This is a genomic window from Niveibacterium sp. COAC-50, assembly GCF_013184235.1.
Lineage (GTDB): Bacteria > Pseudomonadota > Gammaproteobacteria > Burkholderiales > Rhodocyclaceae > Niveibacterium > Niveibacterium microcysteis.
In genome coordinates this window covers 95,116-117,178 of the sequence record NZ_JABCJM010000001.1, presented here as the reverse complement: position 1 = coordinate 117,178, position 22,063 = coordinate 95,116, and the positions used below count along the sequence as shown (strand labels likewise).

Here is a 22,063-nt window from a genome sequence, read left to right as displayed (position 1 = left end):
TAGCAATCGCTGATGGAGTTGTCGCTCCAGTCGGCAGCTCGCGAGGAGCCGGATAGCCATGGCCGGAGCGACAACCGGGGGAAGGGTGTTCGTGTCCGGAAATTTTGGCGCGTTATCTACCCCTGCCGCCAGAAGCTCGCTAGGTGAACGGCGGCAGGCGCGCTCAATGCGGAGACAGCGCCGGGTAGCTGAAACCGAGGAAATGCACCGCGTTCAGTGCAAAGTGACACAGGATCGCGGCCTCAATGCGGGCACTGCGCTGGTAAGCCCAGCCGTAGCCGAGGCCGGCAAAGGCTGCAATTGCCGCATAGAGCGGGCCGCCGGCCAGATGGGCGAGGCCAAACAACAAGCTTGCGATCGCCAGCGCCGGTGCGACGCCGATCGTCGTCGCCAGCCCGCGCTGGATCAGGCCGCGGAAGAACGCCTCCTCGGCGACGCAGGTGAACAGCAGATTCCCGGCGAGAAAGGGCAAGGCAAACGCGGGCCACTTCGGATCCGGTGCCACGTAACCCGCTGCGAGGCTTGCGGCAACGATCAGAACCACCAGCGGCACGCCAACGCGCAGCAAGGTCGCACCGACCTGGCGCCAGTCGGCGGCAGACCGGGCGAGCGGCACGAAGCACAACAACAGCACCAGGCCGGCAAAGCCCTTGTCCACACTCAGCCACGGCCGGAACGGCAACGACTCGGGACTCAAGCGTTGCAACCCGGCCAGCAGGGGGTTCGCCGCGCCCGGCACGACATGCAACGCGAGCGCCAAGGCCAGCAAAGCCACAACGACCCCAAGCGCACGGGCCAGGCCCCTGTGCGCGAGTTGCGTATACAGCACGCCGGCAGCCGCCAGCGCCAGCACGGCGGCCAGGGCCCAACTTGCCAGCACCCCCTCGGCCACGGCCGCGACCAGTGCCAACGCGAACACCGCCGGCCAGACCGGCCGCCCGGCGACGCACGGCCCCCATGCAGACAGCACGGCCAGCATCAGCAGTGCGGCACTCAGCATCCGGCGAGAGCTATGCCTTGCGAAACCAGCAGCGCAGGCAGCGCGGCCATGTCGGCGAACGGAATCGCGCCGAGCGCGCTGATCCGCTCGGCGGGGGTAAAGCGCGCCAGGCCAAGTACCCGGGAGCCAGCGGCGACGGCGGCACGGATGCCGTTCTCGCTATCCTCGACCACGAGGCAATCCGCCGGCGAGACGCCCATCTCGCGCGCCGCATGCAGGTAGAGGTCGGGCGCCGGCTTCGGGGCGGCGACATCGTCCGCGCCACTGAAACGGCGTGGGAAGAAACGCTCGAATCCAAGATGCCGCAGGCGCAGGTCGATCTCTTGATGGCGGCTGTTCGAGGCGAGACAGACGGGCACCCGCGAAGCCTCAAGACGCTCGAGCACTGCCGCCACGCCCGGGATCGCTTCGGCCTCGGCCACCGCGGCGTCCACCGCGGCATCGACGCGCGCGACGAAATCGGCCGGCGGCACCCAGCCATGGCGGGCCGCCAGCACCTCGGCCCGCGTCCGCATCGCCGCGCCGTTGAACTCATGCAGCGTGGCGACTTCGTCGAGCGGCAGGCCGAAGCGGGCGGCTTGCTCGACGAACTTGCGGTTCGCCATCGGCTCGCTGTCCACCAGCACGCCATCGCAATCGAAGATCACGAGCCGAGGCGCGGCCACACTCATTCCTCGGCGAAACTCGCCAGCGCGGCGGCAATCTCGTCGGCACTGACGCCATCGGCTGCGTGGACCGGCGCACCGGCCAATGCCGCGGCACCTTCGCTCTTGAGGCGACCGACCCACTGGCCGGCATCGCGTCCGCCATCAAAGCCTTCGCTCTGCAGCAGCAGGCGGCCTTGCGGATCGGTCAGCTTGAAGTAAAAGCGGCCGTCGGCCCCGCGATATTGCTTGAACACCGGTTTCGCGGCGGCCTTCACCGCTTCGGCCGCTTTCGCGGTCGGTGCCGCGACCATCGGGCGCAGGCCGACCGCCTGGCGCAGCTCGGCGAGCAGCGGCGTGGCCAGCGCGCGCGCCTTGCGCGCACCTTCCTGAAGCGCCTCTTCGATCTTGGCCGGGTGTGCGATCAGCTCCTCGTAGCGCGCACGCATCGGCGCGATCTCACGTTCGAGCTGTTCGACCAGGCGCTGCTTGGCCTCACCCCAGCCGAGGCCGGCGCGCAGATCGGCGCGGAAGGCTTCGCGTTCGGCCGGCGTGGCGAAAGCGTCGAACAGCGCGGAGAGGCTGGTGCTGTCCGGGTCTTTCGGCTCACCCGGCAGGCGGGAATCGGTCACGATGCGCGCGATCGCTTCGCGCAGCCCTTTGGCGCCGCCTTCGAACAGCGGCACGGTGTTGTCGTAGCTCTTCGACATCTTGCGACCATCGAGGCCGGGCAGCGTCGCCACCGCCTCATCCACCGCGGCTTCCGGCAGCACGAAGAACTGGCGCCCCTTGCCGAACAGGTGGTTGAAGCGTTGCGCCACGTCGCGCGCCATCTCGATGTGCTGCACCTGATCGCGCCCCACCGGCACCTTGTTGGCGTTGAAGATCAGGATGTCCGCCGCCATCAGGATCGGGTAGCTGAAGAGGCCCATCGTCACGCCATCGTCCGGCTCGTTGCCGGCCAGTTCGTTCTGGTCCACCGAGGCCTTGTAGGCGTGCGCACGGTTCATCAGGCCTTTGGCGGTGACGCAGGTCAGCAGCCAGGTCAGCTCGGGGATTTCGGGGATGTCGCTTTGGCGGTAGAACACCACGCGCGAGGTATCGAGGCCGGCCGCCAGCCAGGTCGCGGCGATCGCGAGACGCGAACGCTCGATGCGGTCCGGGTCGTCGCACTTGATCAGCGCGTGATAGTCGGCAAGGAAGAAGAAACTCTCGGTTTCGGGCTGCTGGCTCGCGAGAATCGCCGGGCGAATCGCACCGACGTAATTGCCGAGATGGGGGATGCCGGTGGTGGTGATACCGGTCAGGACACGCTGACTCATCGATGCCGCCTTGGGGAAAATTCGGACGCAAAGGCGGGAGTCTACCGAAGCGCGGCCGCGAGTACGAATCGCGCGCACGGCGATACGACAGTCGGGGGGATTCAGAGCGGTTTTCGGACTGCCCGCAGGTGGAAGCTGAAATCGAGGGTCTGTACGGCACTCGGCGCGCGCCCCCACACCGGCTGCAGGGCGTCGGCCGCCTCGCGCAGCAGGCCGTCGCCATGCGCATCGGTATAGAGCCGAACCGCTGACCAGGACTTGAGGTAGGCGATCACACCCGCCAGGTCCGCCTGCACCGGCATGTAGATGCATGGCACATCGAGATCCGGATATGGCAAAGGCACCGCCCGGTAGCCGCCCCACAACAACTGGTTCTGCGGCGCCCAGAAGGCCGCAATCGGGTCGAGCACCGTGCGGCGCAACATGGCGTCGAAAGCCGGGTTCAGCGAAAAGCCGCCATAACCCCAGGCCGCAAACAGCCCGCCGGGTTTGAGCACGCGATCGAGTTCCGGCGTGAAGCGGGCCATGTCGAACCAATGCAGCGCCTGCGCGACGCAGACCGTATCGAAGGCCTCGTCCGGGAAATCCGTCGCCTCGGCCGCCATGGTGCGGTAGTGCACGCCCGGATGCGGCTTGGCATGCGCAATCTGCGCAGCAGACAAATCCGTCGCATCGACCCGCTCGAAGTGATGTGCCAGCGCGACAGCGGCCTGGCCATTGCCGCAACCGCAATCCCACACTCGGCCGCGCGCGGGTGCGGTTGCGGCGATCCAGTCGAACAGTGCGGAGGGGTAACCCGGGCGCACTGCGGCGTAGTGGGCGGGATCGGCGGAGAACAGGTCTATCGCCATGCTCAGGCTCCTCAAGGCGGCAGGCGGAATGCGCTTGTCGTATGCTTCGGCGCTCAACCCTCGGAGGATACCGTGAAGTCCATCATCACCCTGCTTGCCGCCCTTGCGATCAGCCCCGCCTTTGCCCAGGATGCCGGCGCCGAACTGGCCGCCCGCACAGCCAAAGAACCCGGTGCCGTGACCACCCCGTCCGGCCTTGTCTTCGTATCGCTGAAGGATGGCACCGGCGCCCAGCCCAAGGTCACCGACAAGGTTCGTGTGCACTACCGGGGTACCCTGCCGGACGGCAAGGAATTCGACAGCTCCTACGCCCGCAACGAACCGGCCGAATTCCCGCTGACCCGCGTGATCCCCTGCTGGACCGAGGGCGTGCAGAAAATCAAGGTGGGCGGCAAGGCCAAGCTCGTGTGCCCGCCGTCGATCGCTTACGGCCAGCGCGGCGCGGGCGGCGTGATTCCGCCGAACGCCACGCTTCAGTTTGAAGTGGAACTGCTTGGCATCGTCAAATAGCCCCGTGTCGCAAGGCCGTCGGGTCCGGCGGCCTTGCTTGATCCGCACCACAACACCCCGCGCCCCCACAACCGGAAGCGGCTCCGGCGGCTGCAACCACATAGGGCAACACGCTGAGCGGCGGACGCCGCTTCAACCGCTGCTCGTTGTCGGCGGCATATCTGGAGTCTGGAGTCGCGCTGGCCGTTCGCATCCTCGAGTCGGTCGGCGGCCCACATCTTGCACTGCAGCATGACTGCACCATCATCGGCATTGAACAAACACTGAAGTTCTCCGGCGCCCCGCCGTAATAACATGCTGGAAACGCAAAGGCGCGTCGCAGCCCATGCTCATCAGAACCCGATCGCTACGCACATCGATCCTGCTGTTCGTCGCCATCGGCCTGGCGCTACCAGCGCTTTTTGCGCTGCCTGTGCTCTACAAAAGTTATCAGGCCGAGGTGGAACGGCGCATCGCGCTGCAGCTCGACCAGTACGCCAACATCCTCGCCTTCGGTGCCCGCGAGCCGCTCTGGAACCTGAGCCCGGACGCCGTGCGGCCCCTCGTCGAAGCGGTGTTGAGCGACCCGGACGTCGTGCTGGTCACGATCGTTGACCGTACCGCCGGCCCACTGCTTGAAATCAAACGCGGCGCTCCCAACGCGCAGATCCGCCAGACCGGGCGCAAGGTCATCTACAAGGAACGCGAACTCGGCACGGTGAACGTAGGCGTCACCGGCGACACCGTGCGGGCACAGCAATTGCGCCAGATGGGAGCTTTCGCCGGCACCGCGTTGCTGCAGCTGGGCTTTGCCGCGGTCATGATCTTCTGGCTGTTGCGGCGGCGCCTGGTCGCCCCGCTGGCCTCCCTCGGCAACGCCGCGGACGCGCTCGCGCGCGGCGAGCTGTCGCAGGAGATCCCGTCGCGCGGCGACGATGAGATCGGCCACCTCGCAAGCCGCCTCGAAGTCACGCGGCGTGAATTGCTGGGCCTCTTCGCCGACCTGGAAGCCAAGAACGTGGCGCTGGGCCGCGAACTCGAGGAGCGACAGCGCTCCGAAACGGCGCGACGCGAGTCCGAGGAACGCCTGTCTACCGTGTTCGCGCTGACGGCAACGCCGATGTCGGTCGCGCGCAAGGAAGATGGCTTGTTCCGGATGGTGAACCCGGCCTGGGAGCGCACCTTCGGCTATGCCAAGGGCGAGGTGCTGGGCCAGCGTGCCAGCGACATCCCGCTCTGGATCGACCCGGAGATGCGCGCCAGCTGCATTGCGGAAATCGATGAAAAGGGCCTGCTCGAAGGGCGCGAGGTCTGGATGCGGACCTACGATGGCGTTGGCCTGCTGATGGAGGCATCGGCCCGCCAGTTCCGTGCCGGCGGCGAGGAGTTGCTGGTCTGGAACCTGCGCGACATCACGCAGGAACGTGCCGCCGAAGAGGCGCTGCGCGAGAGTGAGCAGCGCTTTGCAGCGCTGTTCCACCACGCGCCGGTCGCCCTGTGCATTGTTGATCTTGAGCACACCGCCGAGATCCTGGACGTCAACACCCAGTTTGAACGCGACTTCGGCCGCTCACTCAGCGACTGCATCGGCCGGCCCTTGGCGCGCCTTGGGCTGTGGGCGAGCGGCGACGATGCGGACCGTTTCGACGGGATGCTCAACGCGATCGACGAGCAGGAGAAGATCAGCGCCTGGACGGTATCGGCCGACGGCACGCGCGCCTGCTACGACATCGCGGGACGCCGCGTTACGCTGCACGGCCGCGCCTGCTTCATCTGGAGCGCGATCGACGTGACGCCGATCATCAACGCCAAGGCGGAAGTCGAAGAGATCAACCGTACGCTGGAAGACAAGGTCGCGCGCCGCACGCACGATCTGGAATCTGCCAACCGCGAGCTGGGCGAACTGCTCAACCGCCTGCAGACTGCGCAGACGCATCTCGTGCAGAACGAGAAGCTGGCCGCGCTAGGCCGATTGGTGGCGGGCATCGCGCACGAGCTGAACACCCCGATCGGCAATTGCCTGATGGTGGCGACGACACTGGAAGACCACCGGCACGAACTCAATTCCGCGCTGGAGAGCGGGCTGCGGCGCAGCACGCTGAGCGAGTTCCTCGCCGACCTCGCCGACGGCAACGACACGCTGCTGCGCAACCTGCAGCGCGCGGCGGATCTGGTGTCAAGCTTCAAGCAGATCGCGGTAGACCAGATCGGTGCGCGTCGGCGGGTCTTCGACCTGCGCGAAATCGCCCGCGAGATCGAGGTCACGCTGGCGCCAACCTTCCGCAAGGCAGGCTGCACCTTCGCCAACGAGATTCCGGCGGGCCTGGAGTTCGACAGCTACCCGGGCGCGCTGGGCCAGGTCATCACCAACCTGACCACCAACGCCATCACGCACGGTTTTGAAACCCACACCGGCGGCCGCATCAAGATCAGCGCCGAAGTGGAAGGCGAGCAGCATGTGAAGCTGGTTTTCGAGGACGATGGCCAAGGCATTCCGGCCGAAAACGTGCCGCGTATCTTCGACCCCTTCTTCACCACCAAACTCGGCCGAGGCGGCACCGGGCTTGGCCTCAACATCGTCTACACCATCGTCACCGGCGTGCTGGGCGGCGCGATCCGCGTCGAGAGCACCACCGGCGAAGGCACCCGTTTCATCCTGACCTTGCCGCGCCGCGCCCCGCAGCGCGCCGACGACGACGACCCGGGAATTGCATGATGAGTAGCACCAGCGTTCCTTCCAAGGACTTCCGGAATCGCGCAATGAAGGTTGTGATCATCGATGACACGCCGGTCAACCTGGCCTTGATGCAGGCGCTCGTGGCCCGCGTCGAGAATTGCGAGACGCTGACTTTTTCCGACCCGCAGCAGGGGCTGACGCACTGCATGCTGGAGCAGCCCGATCTGCTGATCGTCGACTACATGATGCCGGGGCTCGACGGCATCGAGCTGATCCGCCGCTTCCGTGAGGCGCATTCCAACGAGGATGTGCCTATCCTCATGGTTACCGCCGCGCATGAGAAAACAGTGCGGTTCGATGCGCTCGAAAGCGGCGCCACCGACTTCCTCACCAAGCCCGTCGACAAGAACGAGTTCATCCCGCGCGCACGGAACATGCTGCGCCTGAGGCAGCATTCCCTGATGCTCGCGAATCGTGCCGAAGAGCTGGCGGAGGCGGTCAGGCGCGCCACCGCAGACATCCACGAACGCGAGCGCGAGACCGTAACGCGGCTTGCGAAAGCCGCCGAGTTCCGCGACCCCGAGACCGGTTCGCACATCCAGCGCATGGCGTATTTCTCGGCCATGATCGGGCGCGAGTTGCAGCTCGATTCCGCGGTCTGCGAGATGCTGCTCGCCGCCGCGCCGATGCATGACGTCGGCAAACTGGGCACGCCCGACGCGATCCTGCTCAAACCCGGCCGGCTGACACCGGACGAGTTCGAGATCATGAAGCGCCACGCCGCGATCGGGCACGAGATCCTGAAGGACTCCGCCTCACCGGTGCTGCACATGGCCGCCGAGATCGCCCTGACCCACCACGAGAAGTTCGACGGCAGCGGTTACCCGCAGGGGCTCGCAGGCGAGGCCATTCCGCTGATCGGCCGGATCGTCGCAGTGGCGGATGTATTCGACGCGCTGACTTCGACACGCCCGTACAAGCGCGCCTGGACGCTGGAAGACGCGCGCGGCTTCCTTGAACAGGGGCGTGGCACCCACTTCGACCCCCGCTGCGTCGACGTCTTCCTCGGCTGCTGGGACGAGGTGCTGGAAATCCGGGCGCGCTTCCAGGACTAGGGTCGCCGGTAGACCGGCGGCCCGCTCAGGACTTCCGCTGGATCAGCTCGACCTTGTAGCCGTCCGGGTCCTGCACGAAGGCGATCACCGTCGTACCGTGCTTCATCGGGCCCGCCTCGCGCGTCACAACGCCGCCACGGGCCTTGATCTCGGCGCACGCCGCGTAGGCGTCTTCCACCTCCAGCGCGATGTGACCGTAGCCGGTGCCCAGTTCGTAGGACTCCACACCCCAGTTGTGCGTCAGTTCGATCACCGCGCCCTCGCTCTCGTCCTGATAGCCGATGAAGGCAAGGGTGAACTTGCCGTCGGGATAGTCGTTCCGGCGCAGCAGGCGCATGCCCAGCACTTCGGTGTAGAACTTGATCGAACGGTCGAGATCGCCGACCCGCAGCATGGTGTGAAGGATTCGCATCGGTGTTTCCTTGGGTGTCTGGTTCAGTAGAGCGCCGATAACGCCGGATCAATCCATGCGCAATCGGCTCGGGTTTCGGATGTCAGATTTCAGGCAGCGCATGACCGCGCGCCTTGAGTTCGGCACGGGCGTCGCGCCACGTGGGGCATAGCAACTCGACGACTGACCAGAAGCGCGGCGAGTGGTTCATCTCGATCAGGTGCGCCACCTCGTGCGCCACCACATAGTCGATCAGCGCATGCTCGAAGTGGATCAGGCGCCAGTTGAGGCGGATCCCGCTGTGCCGGCTGCAGCTCCCCCAGCGGGTCTTTGCGCCCGTCAGCGATAGCGCCGGGCGCGGCACGCCCGGATGCGTCATCGCGAGCCGGTGCATGTACTCATCCAGGCGACCGCCGAAATAGTCCAGCGCATGGCGCTGCAGCACACGCCGCAACAGCAGTTGCGGGTTCTGCCCCGGGCGCAGCGGCAGGTGCAGCTCGCGCTCGAAGTGGCCCTCGATCCAGCGCGCGCGCCCGGCCCCCGGTTGCAGCCGGATCGTGCAGGGCTGGCCCAGCACCGGCAGCACCGCGCCGTCTGCCAGATCGAAGCGTGCCGGCGCCGGCCGCGCTGCGCGAGCATCCAGCTTTTCGATCAGCCAGGCCGCGTTCTTGCGGATGAAGGCCTCGGTCTCGGTAATCGTCGCCCGTAACGGGATCGTCACCGTCACGCCCGCGCCATCGATCTTCATGCCCAGCGTCTTGCGTGCGCTGCGCTTGAGGGTGTACGGCACGGTGCGCGGGCCGAACACGATCTCGCGCTGCTGCGGGGGCGGCGGCGTGGCCTTGAGCAAGCGGGAAACCACCTTCATCAACATCAGTGCGACCTTGGGCCTTCGCGCTTCAAACGTTCACCGTCTGCGCCGCGCGCACGTAGTGATGCGGAAAGCGCGCGCGCATGGTGTTCTCAATCCACGCCTCGACTTCCGCGTTGACCTCCTCCGGCTTGCGGCCGGCGGTCTCGATCGTCGGGCCGACGATGATCAGCGCTTCGCCTGGATATTTGATGAAGGCGCGGCGCGGCCACAACTCCCCGGTGTTCAGCGCCACCGGCACCACCGGCGCGCCAGCGTATGTCGCCAGCGTGGCACCACCGAGCTTGTAGCGACGGCGCCCGCCCACCGGCATCCGCGTGCCTTCAGGGTAGACCGACACCCACCAACCCTCGGACAACCGCTTTGCCCCTTCGAGCTTCACCTGCGTCATCGCATCGGCGCCACGTGAACGGTCGATCGCAATCATCGGCAGCATCGCGAGCCCCCAGCCGAAGAACGGGAGCCAGTGCAGTTCGCGCTTCAGCACAAAACTCTGCGGAGGGAACAGCACCGGGAACAGGATCGTCTCAAGCGCGGATTGGTGCTTGGCCAGCACCACCGCGGGCCGCGACGGCAGGTTCTCCCACCCTTCGATGCGCCAGCGGATGCCGAGAATTGCGTGGATCATCCGCACGTTGATGCGGCACCAACCCATGATAATGTGGTAGCGGCGCTGCGGCGGAAACGGAAAGGTCAGCATCGCAAGCAATGCGTAGGGCACCGTCACCACCAGTTGCAGCAGCAGGAACACCGCCGAGCGCAGCAAGGGCCCGATCGGCAAGAACGCTGCGCGGTCAGGCCGCCGGCTCATTCGATCAGCGCGTCCGCCACCGCCGCGAGGTCGGCAAACACCCGGGTACCGGCCGGCACGTTCGGATCCTTCACGGTGCGCTCGCCCTTGCCGGTCAGCACGAGGAAGAGCTCGCAACCGACCTCCTGCCCGGCCAGCAGGTCGCGCAGGCTGTCACCCACCGTGGGCACGCCGCGCAGGTCTGCGTTGAAACGGGCGGCGATCTCCCGAAGCATGCCGGCGCGCGGCTTGCGGCAGTCGCAAGTCGAATCGGCGGGATGCGGGCAGAAGAAGATCGCATCGATACGCCCGCCGGCCTGCGCGAGCAGCTTGGTCATCTTCTCGTGAATCGCGTTCAGCGTATCCATGTCGAAGAGGCCGCGCCCCACGCCGCTCTGGTTGGAAGCGACGACCACCCGGTAGCCCGCTTCGTTGAAGCGGGCGATCGCCTCCAGGCTGCCGGGAATCGGCCGCCACTCGTCGGGCGACTTGATGAATTGCGCGGAATCGACGTTGATCACGCCGTCGCGGTCAAGAATGATCAGTTTCATGCTGAGGCTTGCGGTTCAGGCAATCCGTAATGCTATCAGCCCGGCCGGTGTCGCGGACCGACGCTGGCGCCACATCAGTGCAATCCCGGTTTGATGGTCGAGCACCAAATCCATTACAGTCGCCACCCCTTTATGCAAACGGATTTGCGCACGATGCGACGTTTTTCACTCCTGCTGCTGGGCTTGCTCGCGTTCGCGCCGCACAGCCAGGCCGCAGAAATCTCCGGCGCCGGCTCCAGTGCGGCCGCCCCGCTCTACACGGCATGGGCGGCCGAATGGGGCCGCAAGAGCGGTGTCCAACTGAAGTACGCCGCGGTTGGCTCCTCGGCCGGTCTCAAGGCAATCCGTGACGGCAAGGTCGATTTCGGCGCTTCGGATGTGCCGCTGCCGCCCGAGCAACTCGAACGCGACGGGCTTGTGAACTTTCCCACCGCGATCGCGGGTGTCGTGCCGGCGATCAACCTTGCCGGCGTGCCGCGCGGCGAATTGCGCCTGAGCGGCAGCGTGCTGGCCGACGTGCTGTCCGGCAAGATCACGCGCTGGAACGCTGCGCCGATCGCCGCGCTCAACAAGGGCATTCGCCTGCCCGACCAGGCGATCACCGTGATCGGCCGTGAAGACGGTTCCGGCACAACCTATGTGCTGAGTCACTACCTGGCCAAGGTCAGCACCGACTGGGCCAAATCGCTCGGCACCGACTTCAAGCTCAAATGGCCCGCCGGCACGGTCCTCGCGAAAGGCACGGCCGCGCAGCTGGAAGCGCTCGCCAAAACGCCGGGCGCGATTGCATACGCCGAGTTCGGCCAGGTCGAAAAGGCCTCGCTCAACTACGCCCGCGTCGCCAACGCCAAAGGCGACTATCCGCAGCCGGGCCCGGCCAGCTTCCGCGCCGCGCTGAAAGCGAGCGCCTGGACCACGGCCGGCAAGTTCGAAGAAATGCTGACCGACCTTGCCGACAAGGACGCATGGCCGATCACCAGCGGCACCTTCATCGTCATGCGCAAGAAGGTCACCGATCCGGCGCGCGCGGCGCAGGCGCTTGCGCTGTTCAGCTACGGTTTCATGCGCGGCGACGCGATCACCGCCGAGAACCGCTGGGTGTCGATGCCCGATCTCACGCAAGCGCGCGCGGTGAAGGAAATGAACAAGGTGCGCGATGCCAACGGCCAGCCACTGGCCTGGAGCATGACGTACTGATCTTGCCCGCATGGCGGCAAAGAAAAAGGGCGGCCACTTGGCCGCCCTTCTTTTTGCAGAAACACCCTTCGCGATCAGACCGACAGGCGCGAGATATCTGCCACCGCGTTCATCATGCCCGCGAGTTGCTTGAGCAGCGCCAGACGGTTGGCACGGATCAGCGGCTCGTCGTGGTTCACCATGACTTCTTCGAAGAAGGTGTCGACCGCACCGCGCAGGCCGGCCAGCCCCTTGAGCGATCCGGTGTAGTCCGCATTTTCGAGCAGCGAACGTTGCAGCGGTGCAGCTTCGATCACCGCATGCGCGAGCGCCTTTTCCGCCGGCTCGACGAGCAGCGCAACGTCAATTTCGCCGATCGCGCCCTCAGCCTTCTTCAGGATGTTCACGATCCGCTTATTGGCCGCCGCCAGCGCCGCCGCTTCCGGCAGCGCGACGAACTCGGCCACTGCGGCGAGTTTGGCCGGCACGTCGGCGACACGGCTCGGCAACGCGGCCAGCACGGCATCGACCTGTTCGACCGGCGTGCCCTGTTCGCGCAACAGGTTGCGCAGGCGGTCGCCGATGAATTCGACCAGTGCCGGGATCGCCGCAGCCGCGTTGTGCTCGGCCGCAAAACCCGCCGCCGCATCCGCCAGCAGCGCGTCAAGCTCGAGCGGCAGTTCCGTTTCGATCAGGATGCGCAAGGCGCCCAGTGCTGCACGACGCAGGCCGAAGGGGTCCTTGTCGCCGGTCGGCTTCTCGCCGATCGCGTAGAAGCCCACCAGCGCGTCGAGCTTGTCGGCCAGCGCAACCGCGCAGGCCACGTTGTCCTGCGGCAGGCTGTCGCCAGCAAAGCGCGGGTGGTAGTGCTGCTCGATCGCCTTGGCGACGACTTCGCCCTCGCCGTCGTGGCGGGCGTAGTACTCGCCCATGATGCCCTGCAGCTCGGGGAACTCGCCGACCATCTCGGTGACGAGGTCGGCCTTCGCCAGGCGTGCGGCGCGCTGCGCGGCGGCCACGTCCGCATGCAGGCGTGCAGCGATCTTGCCGGCCAGCGCTTCGAGGCGGCCGATGCGGTCCAGCACCGAGCCGAGCTTATTGTGATAAACGACGTTCGCCAGGCGCGGCAGGCGCGAATCGAGCTTCGCCTTGCGGTCGGTGTCGAAGAAGAACTTCGCGTCCGACAGGCGCGCGCGCACCACGCGGGCGTTGCCGCCAGTGATGTTGTCGGCGATGTCGGCCTTGATGTTGGCGACGATCAGGAACTTGTTGATGAGCTTGCCGGCGGCATCCAGAAGCGGGAAGTACTTCTGGTTCTGCTTCATCGTCAGGATCAGGCATTCCTGCGGCACCGCGAGGAACTCCGCTTCGAACTCGCCGACGTAGACCGTCGGGTGCTCGACCAGCGCAGTCACTTCGTCGAGCAGCGCGGCGTCTTCCACCGGATGCGCGCCGACCTGCGCGGCGGCTTTCGCCAGCTCATGCGCGATCAGGCTGCGGCGGGCCTCGAACGAGGCGACGACCGAGCCTTTCTCGAACAGCGTGCGGGCATAGGCTTCGGCGGACTCCACGGTGACCGCGCCCTCGCCCAGGAACCGATGACCGCGCGTGGTGTTGCCGGCCGCCAGGCCCAGCACTTCACCCGGCACCACACGGCTACCGTGCAACTGGATCAAGCCATGCACCGGGCGCACGAACTGGTGCGTCGAATCGCCCCAGCGCATCACCTTGGGAATCGGCAGCTTCTTCACGGATTCAGCGACGATGCCGGCGAGTACCGCATCCAGCGCCGCGCCCGGCACGGTCATCGTGTGGAAGAAGGTTTCGCTCTTGCCGTCCATCGCGCGCTCGAAGCTCGCCACTGCATCGGCGGAGATGCCCTTTGCTTCGAGCTTCTTCAGCAGCGCGGGCGACGGCGTGCCGTCGGCCGTCAGTGCGACGCTGACCGGCATGATCTTCTCGCGCACCTGCGCGTCGGCCGCCTGCGCGGCAACACCGCTCACGGTAACGGCCAGACGGCGCGGCGACGCAAAGGTGTGGAATTCGGGCGCAGCGCCCACCAGCTTGTGGGCCACCAGGCCCTTGACGATGCCGTCAGCGAAAGCCTCGCCGAGCCGCGCAAGCGCCTTGGGCGGCAGTTCCTCGGTCAGCAGTTCTACGAGCAGAGTGTCTTGCATGTTGATCCGGGCACGGCGAGCGCGCCCCTCCAGAATTCGATGTTCGGTGTCGATCAGAAGTCGTGAGGGAATCGTCGCGAGCGGACCGAGGTCGACACGAGAAGCGCAGCCGTACTGGAGTACGGCGAGCATCGCAGTGTCGAGATCGGTTCGCGCAGCAGATTCATTTACGGCTTCTCAAGCGCGGGTGGCGAGTTCGGCGCGTACCGCTTCAATGCGCTGGCATTCCTCTTCGCCCAGCAGCGCACGCAGCTTCGGGTCGTCGAGCTTGGCCATCGGGAAGCCGAGGCGATCGCGCGAGGCGAGGTAGGCCTGCGCAACCAGGCGCGAGTTGGCACGGATGCGGCCGATGTAGGCGGCCCGCTCGGTGACCGAAATCGCGCCGCGCGCATCGAGCATGTTGAAGGTGTGCGCGCTCTTCAAGGCCATCTCGTAGCCCGGCAGCGCGAGGCCGGCGTCGATCAGGCGCTTGGCTTCGGACTCGTAGTTGGCGAACTGGCTGAAGAGGAAGTCGACGTTCGAGTGCTCGAAGTTGTAGGTCGACTGCTCGACCTCGTTCTGGTGATACACGTCGCCGTAGCTCACGCCCGGCGTCCACACCAGGTCGTAGACGTTCTCGCAGTCCTGCAGGTACATCGTCAGGCGTTCGAGACCGTAGGTGATCTCGCCCAGCACCGGCTTGCATTCGAGGCCGCCGACCTGCTGGAAGTAGGTGAACTGCGTGACTTCCATGCCATCGAGCCAGACTTCCCAGCCGAGGCCCCAGGCACCCAGCGTCGGGTTTTCCCAGTCGTCCTCGACGAAGCGGATGTCGTGTTCGTTGGTGTTGATGCCCAGTGCGCGCAGCGACTCGATGTAGAGCTCCTGGATCGCGAGCGGCGACGGCTTCAACACCACCTGGTACTGGTAGTAATGCTGCAGGCGATTCGGGTTCTCGCCGTAGCGGCCGTCCTTGGGGCGGCGCGAGGGCTGCACATACGCGGCGTTCCACGGCTCGGGGCCGATCGCCCGCAGGAAGGTGGCGGTGTGGCTGGTGCCGGCGCCGACCTCCATGTCGTAGGGTTGCAGCAAGGCACAGCCGTGTTCGCTCCAGAACTTCTGGAGACGCAGGATCACTTCCTGAAAGGTGGGTTTCACGCTCATGGGTCCAGGGCGGCCGAACCGCCGGATCGGGGCAAAAGCGCGATTTTACAGGGTTCGCGGGTTCCGGCGCCCTGATTATTGGCAAACCCCCGGAACTACTCCGACAGCGCGTCGATCGACAAGCCCCAGCGCTGCATCAGTTGCCGCAGCAAGCGCTGCTCGCCAACGGTGACCCGCCCGTCCGACTTGGCCATCACGAGAATCGCGGAACACACGGTTCGGCGCAGCGCCGGGCGTGTGATATCGGCGGCGAGCCGGTCGATGCGCGCGTCTTCGAGCAGATGCACGCGCGACTGCTCGGCCTCGTCGACCAGGTCGCGGCAGCAATCGAGCAGCACCTGGACGAATTCGTCGCGCGACAAGCCGACCGCGTCGTGGATCATGTGCTGGTCGATCAGCGCGATCTCGCTCTCGTGCAGCTTGCCGTCGGCGAGGATGGCGAGGCTGATCAGGCGCGCTGCGGCCTGCGGGCTGTTGGCGGGGTAACTGCGCATACGGGTGCGATCTCCATGCTTCGATTGCGATTCGCAACAGCGTAGCGCGGTTTCGGCCCGTTCGCTGCGCGCCGGCGATACAAGCCGGATACAGCGGGCGGCTACACTGCCGCCTTTGCCAGCCTCGGTTCCTCATGCATCGCCTGCCCCGCTTCCTGTCCGAATCCCGCCAACTGCTGCGCCTCACTGGCCCGCTGGTGGCCGCGCAGATGGTGTACATCCTGATGGGTCTGATGGACACCGTGATGGCTGGCCACGCCGGGGCCGAAGACCAGGCGGTGGTGGGGCTGGGCGTGGCGCTGTGGGCGCCGGTGTTCCTGTCCCTGCTCGGCATCTCGCAAGCGCTGAGCCCGGTTGTGGCACATCATCACGGCGCGGGAGACAAGGCCGGCATCATCGCCGACACCCGCGAAGGGCTGTGGCTTGCCGGCATTTCGGGGGTCATTCCCTTCCTGTTGATGCCGGCAGTGCCCGCTGTGCTGGCAGCCGCGCAGATCGAGGCGGGGCTGGCGGCCAAGGTCACACAGTTCCTGTGGGGCATCGTGCTGGGCCTGCCCGCTGCACTGCTGACGCGCACGCTGGGCTTCTACTCCGCCAGCATCAACCACACACGCCCGCTGATGGTGTTCGGCGCGCTCGGACTCGCCGTCAACTTCTTCCTCAACTGGGTACTGATCTACGGTCACCTTGGTCTGCCTGCACTGGGCGGGGTCGGCTGCGGCTGGGCGACCGGCATCGGCATGTGGGCCGGTCTGGCGATGATGGCGCTGTACACCGCGCGGGCACGCATCTACCGCGAGGTCTTCCTGTGGCACGGCTGGAGCTGGCCGCACTGGCCGCGGCAGAAGAACCTGCTCAAGCTCGGGCTGCCGATGGGCGCGGCGATGCTGGCTGAAGTGTCCGCGTTCGCTGGCGTGGCACTGTTGATTGGCCGCTTCGGTGCGGTGCAGATCGCAGCGCACCAGGTCGCGCTGAACTTCGCGTCACTGGTGTTCATGTTGCCGCTGGGGCTCTCCACCGCCATCTCGATCCGCGTCGGTCAGGCGCTCGGCGGCGGCGATCCGCGCGGCGCGCGTTTCATCGCCTGGAGCGGCGTGCTGATCGGACTGCTGATCGCGGCTGCGATGGTGCCCGTGGTGTTGCTCGGGCGCGAAGCGATCGTCGCGCTCTACACACCGGACGCTGCCGTGCAGGCAATCGCCTCCACGCTGCTGCTGTTCGCCGCAGTGTGGCAGTTTTCGGATGCCACACAGGTCTGCGCGGTCGGCGCGCTGCGAGGCTACAAGGTCACGATGATGCCGATGTGGCTGATGATCGGTGCGTTCTGGCTGATCGCGATCCCGCTCGGCGCGCGACTCGGCTACCACGGCCTCGACGCCTACCCGGTCACCGGCGTGTATGGTTTCTGGATCGGCCTGGTCGTGGGTCTCACGCTGGTCGCGTTGGGGCTGGTGCTCACGCTGCGTAGCGTCGCACGCCACCGCATCGCGGATCACGCCGCAATCTGGAATCGTCTCGCACAGGGGAGTCGCCGGAACCCGGCGGGTCTATGCTGGTCATTGATGCTGCGCCTGCGCGTTGCAGGCGGCACCAAGCCCACCCCGCGACATCCCACGCACGGAGACCTCCCATGAACGTACTCGGCATCTGCGGCAGCCTGCGCCGCCAATCGCGCAACAAGGGCCTGCTTCGCTACGCGGTCGCGAATGCACCGGCGGACATGACGATCGAGGTCGCCGACCTCTCCGCAATGCCGTTCTACAACGCCGACATCACGGCGCGCCCGGCCGCGGTAGAAGCACTGTTCGCGCAGCTGGCTGCGGCCGACGCCCTGCTGCTGGTATGCCCCGAGTACAACTATTCGATGGCGCCGGCCCTGAAGAACGCACTCGACTGGGCTTCGCGCGAACCGGACAACCGGCTGCTTGCAGGCAAGGCCTGCGCGATCATGGGCGCCGGTGGTGGCATGGGCACCTCGCGCGCCCAATACCATTTGCGACAGAGCTGCGTGTTCCTCGATCTGCATCCGCTCAACAAGCCGGAAGTGTTCGCCAATGCCTTCTCCGACAGCTTTGACGCGGACGGCAATCTCGTCGACAAACGCATCCAGGACCTGATCGTGGCGCAGCTCAACGCGCTGCAAGCCCACGCAGCCCGCTTCAAGGGCTGACACCCGGCGAAAATGAAACGGCGCACGTCGTTGCCGTGCGCCGTTTGACCGTCCGTATCGCGGCGATCAGAGGCCGAGTTCTTTTTCCAGGCGCTGGCACACTGTCTTCAGCACCTTGATGCGCGCGTGCTTCTTGTCGTTGGCCTCAACCAGCGTCCAGGGCGCCTGGCCAGTGCTGGTGCGGTCCACCATGTCGCACACCGCTTCGCGGTAGGCATCCCACTTGTCGCGGTTGCGCCAGTCTTCTTCGGTGATCTTGAAACGCTTGAAGTCGGTCGCCTCGCGCTCGTTGAAGCGGCGTAGCTGCTCGTCGGCGTCGATTTGCAGCCAGAACTTCACGACGATCACGCCAGCCACGTCGAGCGCGTGCTCGAAGTCGTTGATCTCCGCATAGGCACGCAGCCAGTCGGCCTCGGCACAGAAGCCTTCTACCCGCTCGACCAACACCCGGCCGTACCAGGTGCGATCGAAGATCGTGATCCGACCCTTGCGCGGCACATGGCGCCAGAAGCGCCACAGGTAGGGCTGCGCACGCTCTTCATCGGTTGGCGCAGCGACCGGCACGATCTGGAACTGGCGCGCGTCGATCGCCGCCGTCACGCGCCGGATCGCGCCGCCTTTGCCAGCGGCGTCCGCCCCTTCGAACGCAAGCACCAGCGCGCGGTTGCGAAACTTCGGGTGGCGCACCAGCTCCGACAAACGCCCCTGCCACTTCGCGAGCTGGCGTTCGTAGGTGTCCTTCTCGATCTGCTTGCTCAAATCCAGTGCAGTCAGCACATCACGACCGTCGATGCGCGGCGGAATCGGCGGCGCCACCGGGTAGTGCTGCGGCGTATCGTTGGCCAGGCGGTACTTCAGCGCCTCCAGCAGCGCCTTGCCGACGCGCAGATTGCGGTAGTTGTCGTCGGAGCCATCCACCACGATCCACGGCGCCCAGGGCGTATTGGTGATACGCAGCACATGGCCGGCGACGTCGATCAGTTCATCGTGCGTCTTGAGCCGCGACCAGCTCTCCTTCGTCACCCGCCAGGCGGTGCGCGGGTCGGACTCGAGTTTTTCGAAGCGCGCACGCTGCGCTTTCTTCGAGAGATGGAACCAGAACTTCAGCACCAGCGCGCCTTCGTTGGCGAGCATGCCCTCGAAGCGGTTGATGCGCGCCATCTCGTGATCGGTCTCATCGGCCGTCAGCTTGCCGTCAATGCGATCGGCGATCGGGCTGGAATACCACGAGCCGGCGAAGACGCCGATGCGCCCCTTGGGCGGCAGGGAACGCCAGTAGCGCCACATATGGGGGCGATCGCGCTCTTCATCGGTGGGCTCGCTGAACGCGAGGGTCGAGAGGAAGCGCGGATCCAGCCACTCGTAGAGCTGGTTGATCGTCTCGCTCTTGCCACCGCCATCAACGCCGGAGATCAGCAGCATCACCGGGAATTTGCCCGCTTCGCGCAGTTCGAACTGCACGTTGAGCAGTTCCACCCGCAGCGCTTCGACCTCCTTGCGGAAGGTCTTGTTGTCAATGCTGTGACCGAGTTCTGCCGATTCGAACATGGTGAAGCCCCCCTCAAGCGCCACGCTGCACGATGGAAAATCCTGACGAGCATACGCCCGCCGCGAAATACTCAGGGCTGATACGGCTCAAGCACCGGCTTCGCGCAACACGCCCATCCCCGGAAGCTCCAGGCGCCGTCTGCCGCGCACGCGGCTCAAGCGAACCAGCATCGTGCCGACGAAGCAGCCGGCCTGCGCAGGCAGCAGCAGGTCCGTCACCTCAGAAGGCTGCCAGCGCACCCGCAGGCGATCGCCTTCGGCCGACAACTCGGCGCCACTGCCGCGCCCACCGACGTAGCGCCCCGCCCAAGCGCTCGCCTCGCCGGGCGGTGTCGTGGCAACGGCAGTGCACTGCCGCGCGAACAACCAGGACCAGAACTGCGGCGTGTCGCGGTAAGTGACGGTCCAGCTATCGTGCCCGACACCCGGCATCCAGACGCAGCGCACATCAGCCCCGACCGCCTGCATCACCGATTCGACACGATGGCCGAACTCGATCGGCACGATGTCATCGGCGTCGCCATGCGCCACCCACACCGGCACACCACGCAATGAGGCCAAGGCCGCCTGCCAGGCATCCAGAGCGCCGAGCGGCAGCTTGTAGAAACGGCTCATGCCGTCGTTCGGAAAGCCGCCCGCAATCGGCGCAATCGCGGCGAAGCGGCCCGGGAAAGCCGCCGCCATCGCGAGGCTGCCCATCGCCCCCATCGAGAGCCCAGTGAGGTAGACACGCGTGGCATCGACCCTGCAACTCGCCTGCACGCAGCGCATCGCGGCATCGACAAAGTCCGGGTGCCACATCTGGTTCTCCGGTGTCTGCGGTGCCACCACGATTGCTGGCAGCTTCACGCCACCATCGATCAGCGCACCGACGCCCTGACTGCGCACCCGCGCGAGGTCGTCACCCCATTCACCCCGGCCATGCAGAAACACCACCAGCGGCCACGCCCGCTGCGGGTCGGCGCCGTAGCCTTCGGGCAACGCAAGCAGGAAGTGGTGACCGAACTCGCTGGCGAACGCGGGGGGCAATTCGCGGGCCTGCCAGGCGCCCTCGCAGGCACGCTGGATCTGCAGTACGGTGTCGCTGGGCATGGCGCGCTCCATCAGAAGTCCGGCGCCATTATCCCGCGATGCGGCGCCTCAGGTGCGGCGCCGTTGGACTGCAGCCAAGCCCAGCAGGATCAGCGCAACGCTGACAATTGCCCAGTTGCCAACGCGCGCGTACGGCGTCATGCCGCGGTAGCCGCGCACTTCGGCGTGCAACACGCCGCGCGTGAAGGCCGGCAACACGGCATCGACGTGGCCGTTCGGGGCGATCACCGCGGTCATGCCGGTGTTGGTGGCGCGCAGCATCGGGCGGCCGGTCTCAAGCGCGCGCATGCGGGCGATCTGCAGGTGCTGCGGCTGGGCGTGCGATTCACCGTACCACGCCAGGTTGCTCATGTTGAGCATCAGGCTGGCGTCGGGCAGCGAGGCAATCAGCTCCTCGCCGAACACGTCTTCATAGCAGATGTTCACGGCGACCTTCTGGCCCGCCAGATTGAGCGGCGCGCCGGTTCGGCCACGACTCTGGTCCGACATCGGAATGTTCGCGAGCTTGTAGAACCAGCCGAACAGCGGCGGCGAATATTCGCCAAAGGGCACCAGATGCCGCTTGCTGTAGCTTTGTGGCGCGGCTTCGCCCATGGTGACGGCGCTGTTGAAGATATGCCCCTCGGCGTCGCGCGTGAACACGCCCAGCACACCCGCCGCGCCTTGCGCGCGCAGGCTGTCTGCGACGGCCGCGAGGTACTCGGGTGGCACATGTTCGAGCAGCATCGGCAGCGTCGTTTCCGGCATCACCACGATTTGCCCATGCGCCTCGCGCAGCACGTCGAGGTTGGCGCGCAGTACGGTTTCGAAGCGCTCGCGGTCCCACTTCATGTCTTGCGGGATGTTGGTCTGCACCAGCGCCACCTTCACCGGCGCACCGAAGGCCTCCGTCCAGGCCACCTGCGCGAGGCCGAAACCGGCCAGCGCGATCGCGGCAGCACTCGCAGTGGCAGCAACGCGTGCGCCAGCGCGCCAGCCCGATACCAGCGCAGCAGTGAACGCCATCAGCACGAAACCAAGGCCATACACGCCAAGCACTGGCGCATAGCCGGCAAGCGGGCTCGGCGCCGTCTGCGAATAGCCGATCGCAAGCCACGGGAAGCCGGTGAACAGCCAGCTGCGCGTCCACTCCAGCAGCGCCCAGGCCGCCGCGACGAGTGCAGCATCAACAGCCCAGTGGCCGCTGCGCAAACGGGCGAACAGGTAACCGGCAAGCGCGGGGAAGGAGGCCATGAACGCCGCGAGCAGCCCGATCGCAAGCATCGCAAGCGGCAAGGGCATCCCACCGAAGCGGTGCAGCGCCACCATCAACCAACCGATACCGGCGAAGAAGGCGCCCCAACCCCAACACCAGCCAAGCCAGGCCGCACGGCGCGGCAGCGCCGTTCGCCACACCCAAACCAGCGCGCCAAGGGCGGGCAGCATCAGTGGAAAAAGGTTGAAGGGGGCGTAGGCGAGTACCGAAAGAGCGCCCGCCAGAGCAAGCAGCAGCGGTAGGAAACGGTTCATGGATTCGCTGGATGCGCGCCGGGCGCCATCACTTGGCGCCCGGCTTGGTTCAG

20 protein-coding genes are annotated in these 22,063 nt (G+C 66.3%); 6 read left to right on the top strand and 14 right to left on the bottom strand.

Annotation, left to right across the window (positions count from 1 at the left end; translation table 11 throughout):
* Positions 1-163: 163 nt before the first annotated feature.
* The 4 genes from HH302_RS00520 to HH302_RS00505 all read right to left on the bottom strand — a co-directional run bounded on the left by HH302_RS00520 (position 164) and on the right by HH302_RS00505 (position 3,817).
* Positions 164-1,000 carry a CPBP family intramembrane glutamic endopeptidase gene (locus tag HH302_RS00520; RefSeq protein WP_172196721.1) on the bottom strand — a complete coding sequence of 279 codons (837 nt, stop codon included), beginning with the start codon at positions 998-1,000 and terminating at the stop codon, positions 164-166.
* Complete coding sequence (locus HH302_RS00515; protein ID WP_172196719.1) at positions 994-1,665, bottom strand: HAD family phosphatase; 672 nt, start codon at positions 1,663-1,665, stop codon at positions 994-996. Before HH302_RS00515 ends, HH302_RS00520 begins: the two co-directional genes overlap by 7 nt.
* A 2-nt stretch (positions 1,666-1,667) precedes the next feature.
* Positions 1,668-2,966 carry a tryptophan--tRNA ligase gene (locus tag HH302_RS00510; RefSeq protein WP_172196717.1) on the bottom strand — a complete coding sequence of 433 codons (1,299 nt, stop codon included), beginning with the start codon at positions 2,964-2,966 and terminating at the stop codon, positions 1,668-1,670.
* A gap of 101 nt (positions 2,967-3,067) precedes the next feature.
* Positions 3,068-3,817, bottom strand: a complete 750-nt coding sequence (locus HH302_RS00505; RefSeq protein WP_253945972.1) for a bifunctional 2-polyprenyl-6-hydroxyphenol methylase/3-demethylubiquinol 3-O-methyltransferase UbiG — start codon at positions 3,815-3,817, stop codon at positions 3,068-3,070.
* Positions 3,818-3,889: 72 nt separating this feature from the next.
* Between HH302_RS00505 and HH302_RS22385 the strand changes: the two genes are divergently transcribed.
* From HH302_RS22385 to HH302_RS00490, 3 genes are all read left to right on the top strand, one after another.
* A complete protein-coding gene (locus HH302_RS22385) occupies positions 3,890-4,327 on the top strand; it encodes an FKBP-type peptidyl-prolyl cis-trans isomerase (RefSeq protein ID WP_371814537.1) in 438 nt (145 codons plus the stop codon).
* A 325-nt stretch (positions 4,328-4,652) separates the two neighbouring features.
* A complete protein-coding gene (locus HH302_RS00495) occupies positions 4,653-7,022 on the top strand; it encodes a PAS domain-containing sensor histidine kinase (protein ID WP_172196711.1) in 2,370 nt (789 codons plus the stop codon).
* A gap of 44 nt (positions 7,023-7,066) precedes the next feature.
* Positions 7,067-8,098 (top strand): HD domain-containing phosphohydrolase, encoded by a 1,032-nt coding sequence (locus HH302_RS00490; protein WP_172196709.1) that lies wholly within the window; start codon positions 7,067-7,069, stop codon positions 8,096-8,098.
* Between the two features lie 25 nt (positions 8,099-8,123).
* On the opposite strand, the gene gloA is transcribed toward HH302_RS00490, so the two are convergent.
* The 4 genes from gloA to gmhB form a co-directional block, all read right to left on the bottom strand.
* Positions 8,124-8,510, bottom strand: coding sequence for a lactoylglutathione lyase (gene gloA, locus HH302_RS00485; RefSeq protein WP_172196707.1), 387 nt, complete (start codon positions 8,508-8,510; stop codon positions 8,124-8,126).
* A gap of 82 nt (positions 8,511-8,592) precedes the next feature.
* The gene (locus HH302_RS00480; protein ID WP_253945971.1) at positions 8,593-9,357 is read right to left on the bottom strand and encodes a M48 family metallopeptidase; all 765 of its coding nucleotides are present in this window, start codon (positions 9,355-9,357) and stop codon (positions 8,593-8,595) included.
* 31 nt (positions 9,358-9,388) lie between these two features.
* The gene (locus HH302_RS00475; protein WP_172196703.1) at positions 9,389-10,171 is read right to left on the bottom strand and encodes a 1-acyl-sn-glycerol-3-phosphate acyltransferase; all 783 of its coding nucleotides are present in this window, start codon (positions 10,169-10,171) and stop codon (positions 9,389-9,391) included.
* Positions 10,168-10,701, bottom strand: a complete 534-nt coding sequence (gene gmhB, locus HH302_RS00470; RefSeq protein WP_172196701.1) for a D-glycero-beta-D-manno-heptose 1,7-bisphosphate 7-phosphatase — start codon at positions 10,699-10,701, stop codon at positions 10,168-10,170. The genes HH302_RS00475 and gmhB overlap by 4 nt, the downstream gene beginning before the upstream one ends.
* A 153-nt stretch (positions 10,702-10,854) precedes the next feature.
* Here gmhB and pstS point away from each other — a divergent pair, with 153 nt between their 5' ends.
* Positions 10,855-11,898, top strand: coding sequence for a phosphate ABC transporter substrate-binding protein PstS (pstS, locus tag HH302_RS00465; RefSeq protein WP_172196699.1), 1,044 nt, complete (start codon positions 10,855-10,857; stop codon positions 11,896-11,898).
* Positions 11,899-11,972: 74 nt separating this feature from the next.
* On the opposite strand, the gene glyS is transcribed toward pstS, so the two are convergent.
* The 3 genes from glyS to HH302_RS00450 all read right to left on the bottom strand — a co-directional run bounded on the left by glyS (position 11,973) and on the right by HH302_RS00450 (position 15,691).
* Positions 11,973-14,054 (bottom strand): glycine--tRNA ligase subunit beta, encoded by a 2,082-nt coding sequence (glyS, locus tag HH302_RS00460; protein WP_172200576.1) that lies wholly within the window; start codon positions 14,052-14,054, stop codon positions 11,973-11,975.
* 177 nt (positions 14,055-14,231) lie between these two features.
* Positions 14,232-15,197 carry a glycine--tRNA ligase subunit alpha gene (gene glyQ / locus HH302_RS00455; RefSeq protein WP_172196697.1) on the bottom strand — a complete coding sequence of 322 codons (966 nt, stop codon included), beginning with the start codon at positions 15,195-15,197 and terminating at the stop codon, positions 14,232-14,234.
* Positions 15,198-15,292: 95 nt separating this feature from the next.
* Positions 15,293-15,691, bottom strand: a complete 399-nt coding sequence (locus HH302_RS00450) for a TerB family tellurite resistance protein (protein WP_172196695.1) — start codon at positions 15,689-15,691, stop codon at positions 15,293-15,295.
* A gap of 134 nt (positions 15,692-15,825) precedes the next feature.
* Here HH302_RS00450 and HH302_RS00445 point away from each other — a divergent pair, with 134 nt between their 5' ends.
* Together HH302_RS00445 and HH302_RS00440 are read left to right on the top strand one after the other, a co-directional pair.
* On the top strand, positions 15,826-17,325 hold the full coding sequence (locus tag HH302_RS00445) for an MATE family efflux transporter (RefSeq protein ID WP_172196693.1): 1,500 nt from the start codon (positions 15,826-15,828) through the stop codon (positions 17,323-17,325).
* Positions 17,322-17,861 (top strand): NADPH-dependent FMN reductase, encoded by a 540-nt coding sequence (locus HH302_RS00440; protein ID WP_172196691.1) that lies wholly within the window; start codon positions 17,322-17,324, stop codon positions 17,859-17,861. The genes HH302_RS00445 and HH302_RS00440 overlap by 4 nt, the downstream gene beginning before the upstream one ends.
* A gap of 66 nt (positions 17,862-17,927) precedes the next feature.
* On the opposite strand, the gene pap is transcribed toward HH302_RS00440, so the two are convergent.
* From pap to lnt, 3 genes are all read right to left on the bottom strand, one after another.
* Positions 17,928-19,409, bottom strand: coding sequence for a polyphosphate:AMP phosphotransferase (gene pap / locus HH302_RS00435; protein ID WP_172196689.1), 1,482 nt, complete (start codon positions 19,407-19,409; stop codon positions 17,928-17,930).
* 87 nt (positions 19,410-19,496) lie between these two features.
* Positions 19,497-20,501 (bottom strand): alpha/beta hydrolase-fold protein, encoded by a 1,005-nt coding sequence (locus tag HH302_RS00430; RefSeq protein ID WP_172196687.1) that lies wholly within the window; start codon positions 20,499-20,501, stop codon positions 19,497-19,499.
* 48 nt (positions 20,502-20,549) lie between these two features.
* Positions 20,550-22,010, bottom strand: a complete 1,461-nt coding sequence (gene lnt / locus HH302_RS00425; RefSeq protein ID WP_172196685.1) for an apolipoprotein N-acyltransferase — start codon at positions 22,008-22,010, stop codon at positions 20,550-20,552.
* Positions 22,011-22,063: the final 53 nt, after the last annotated feature.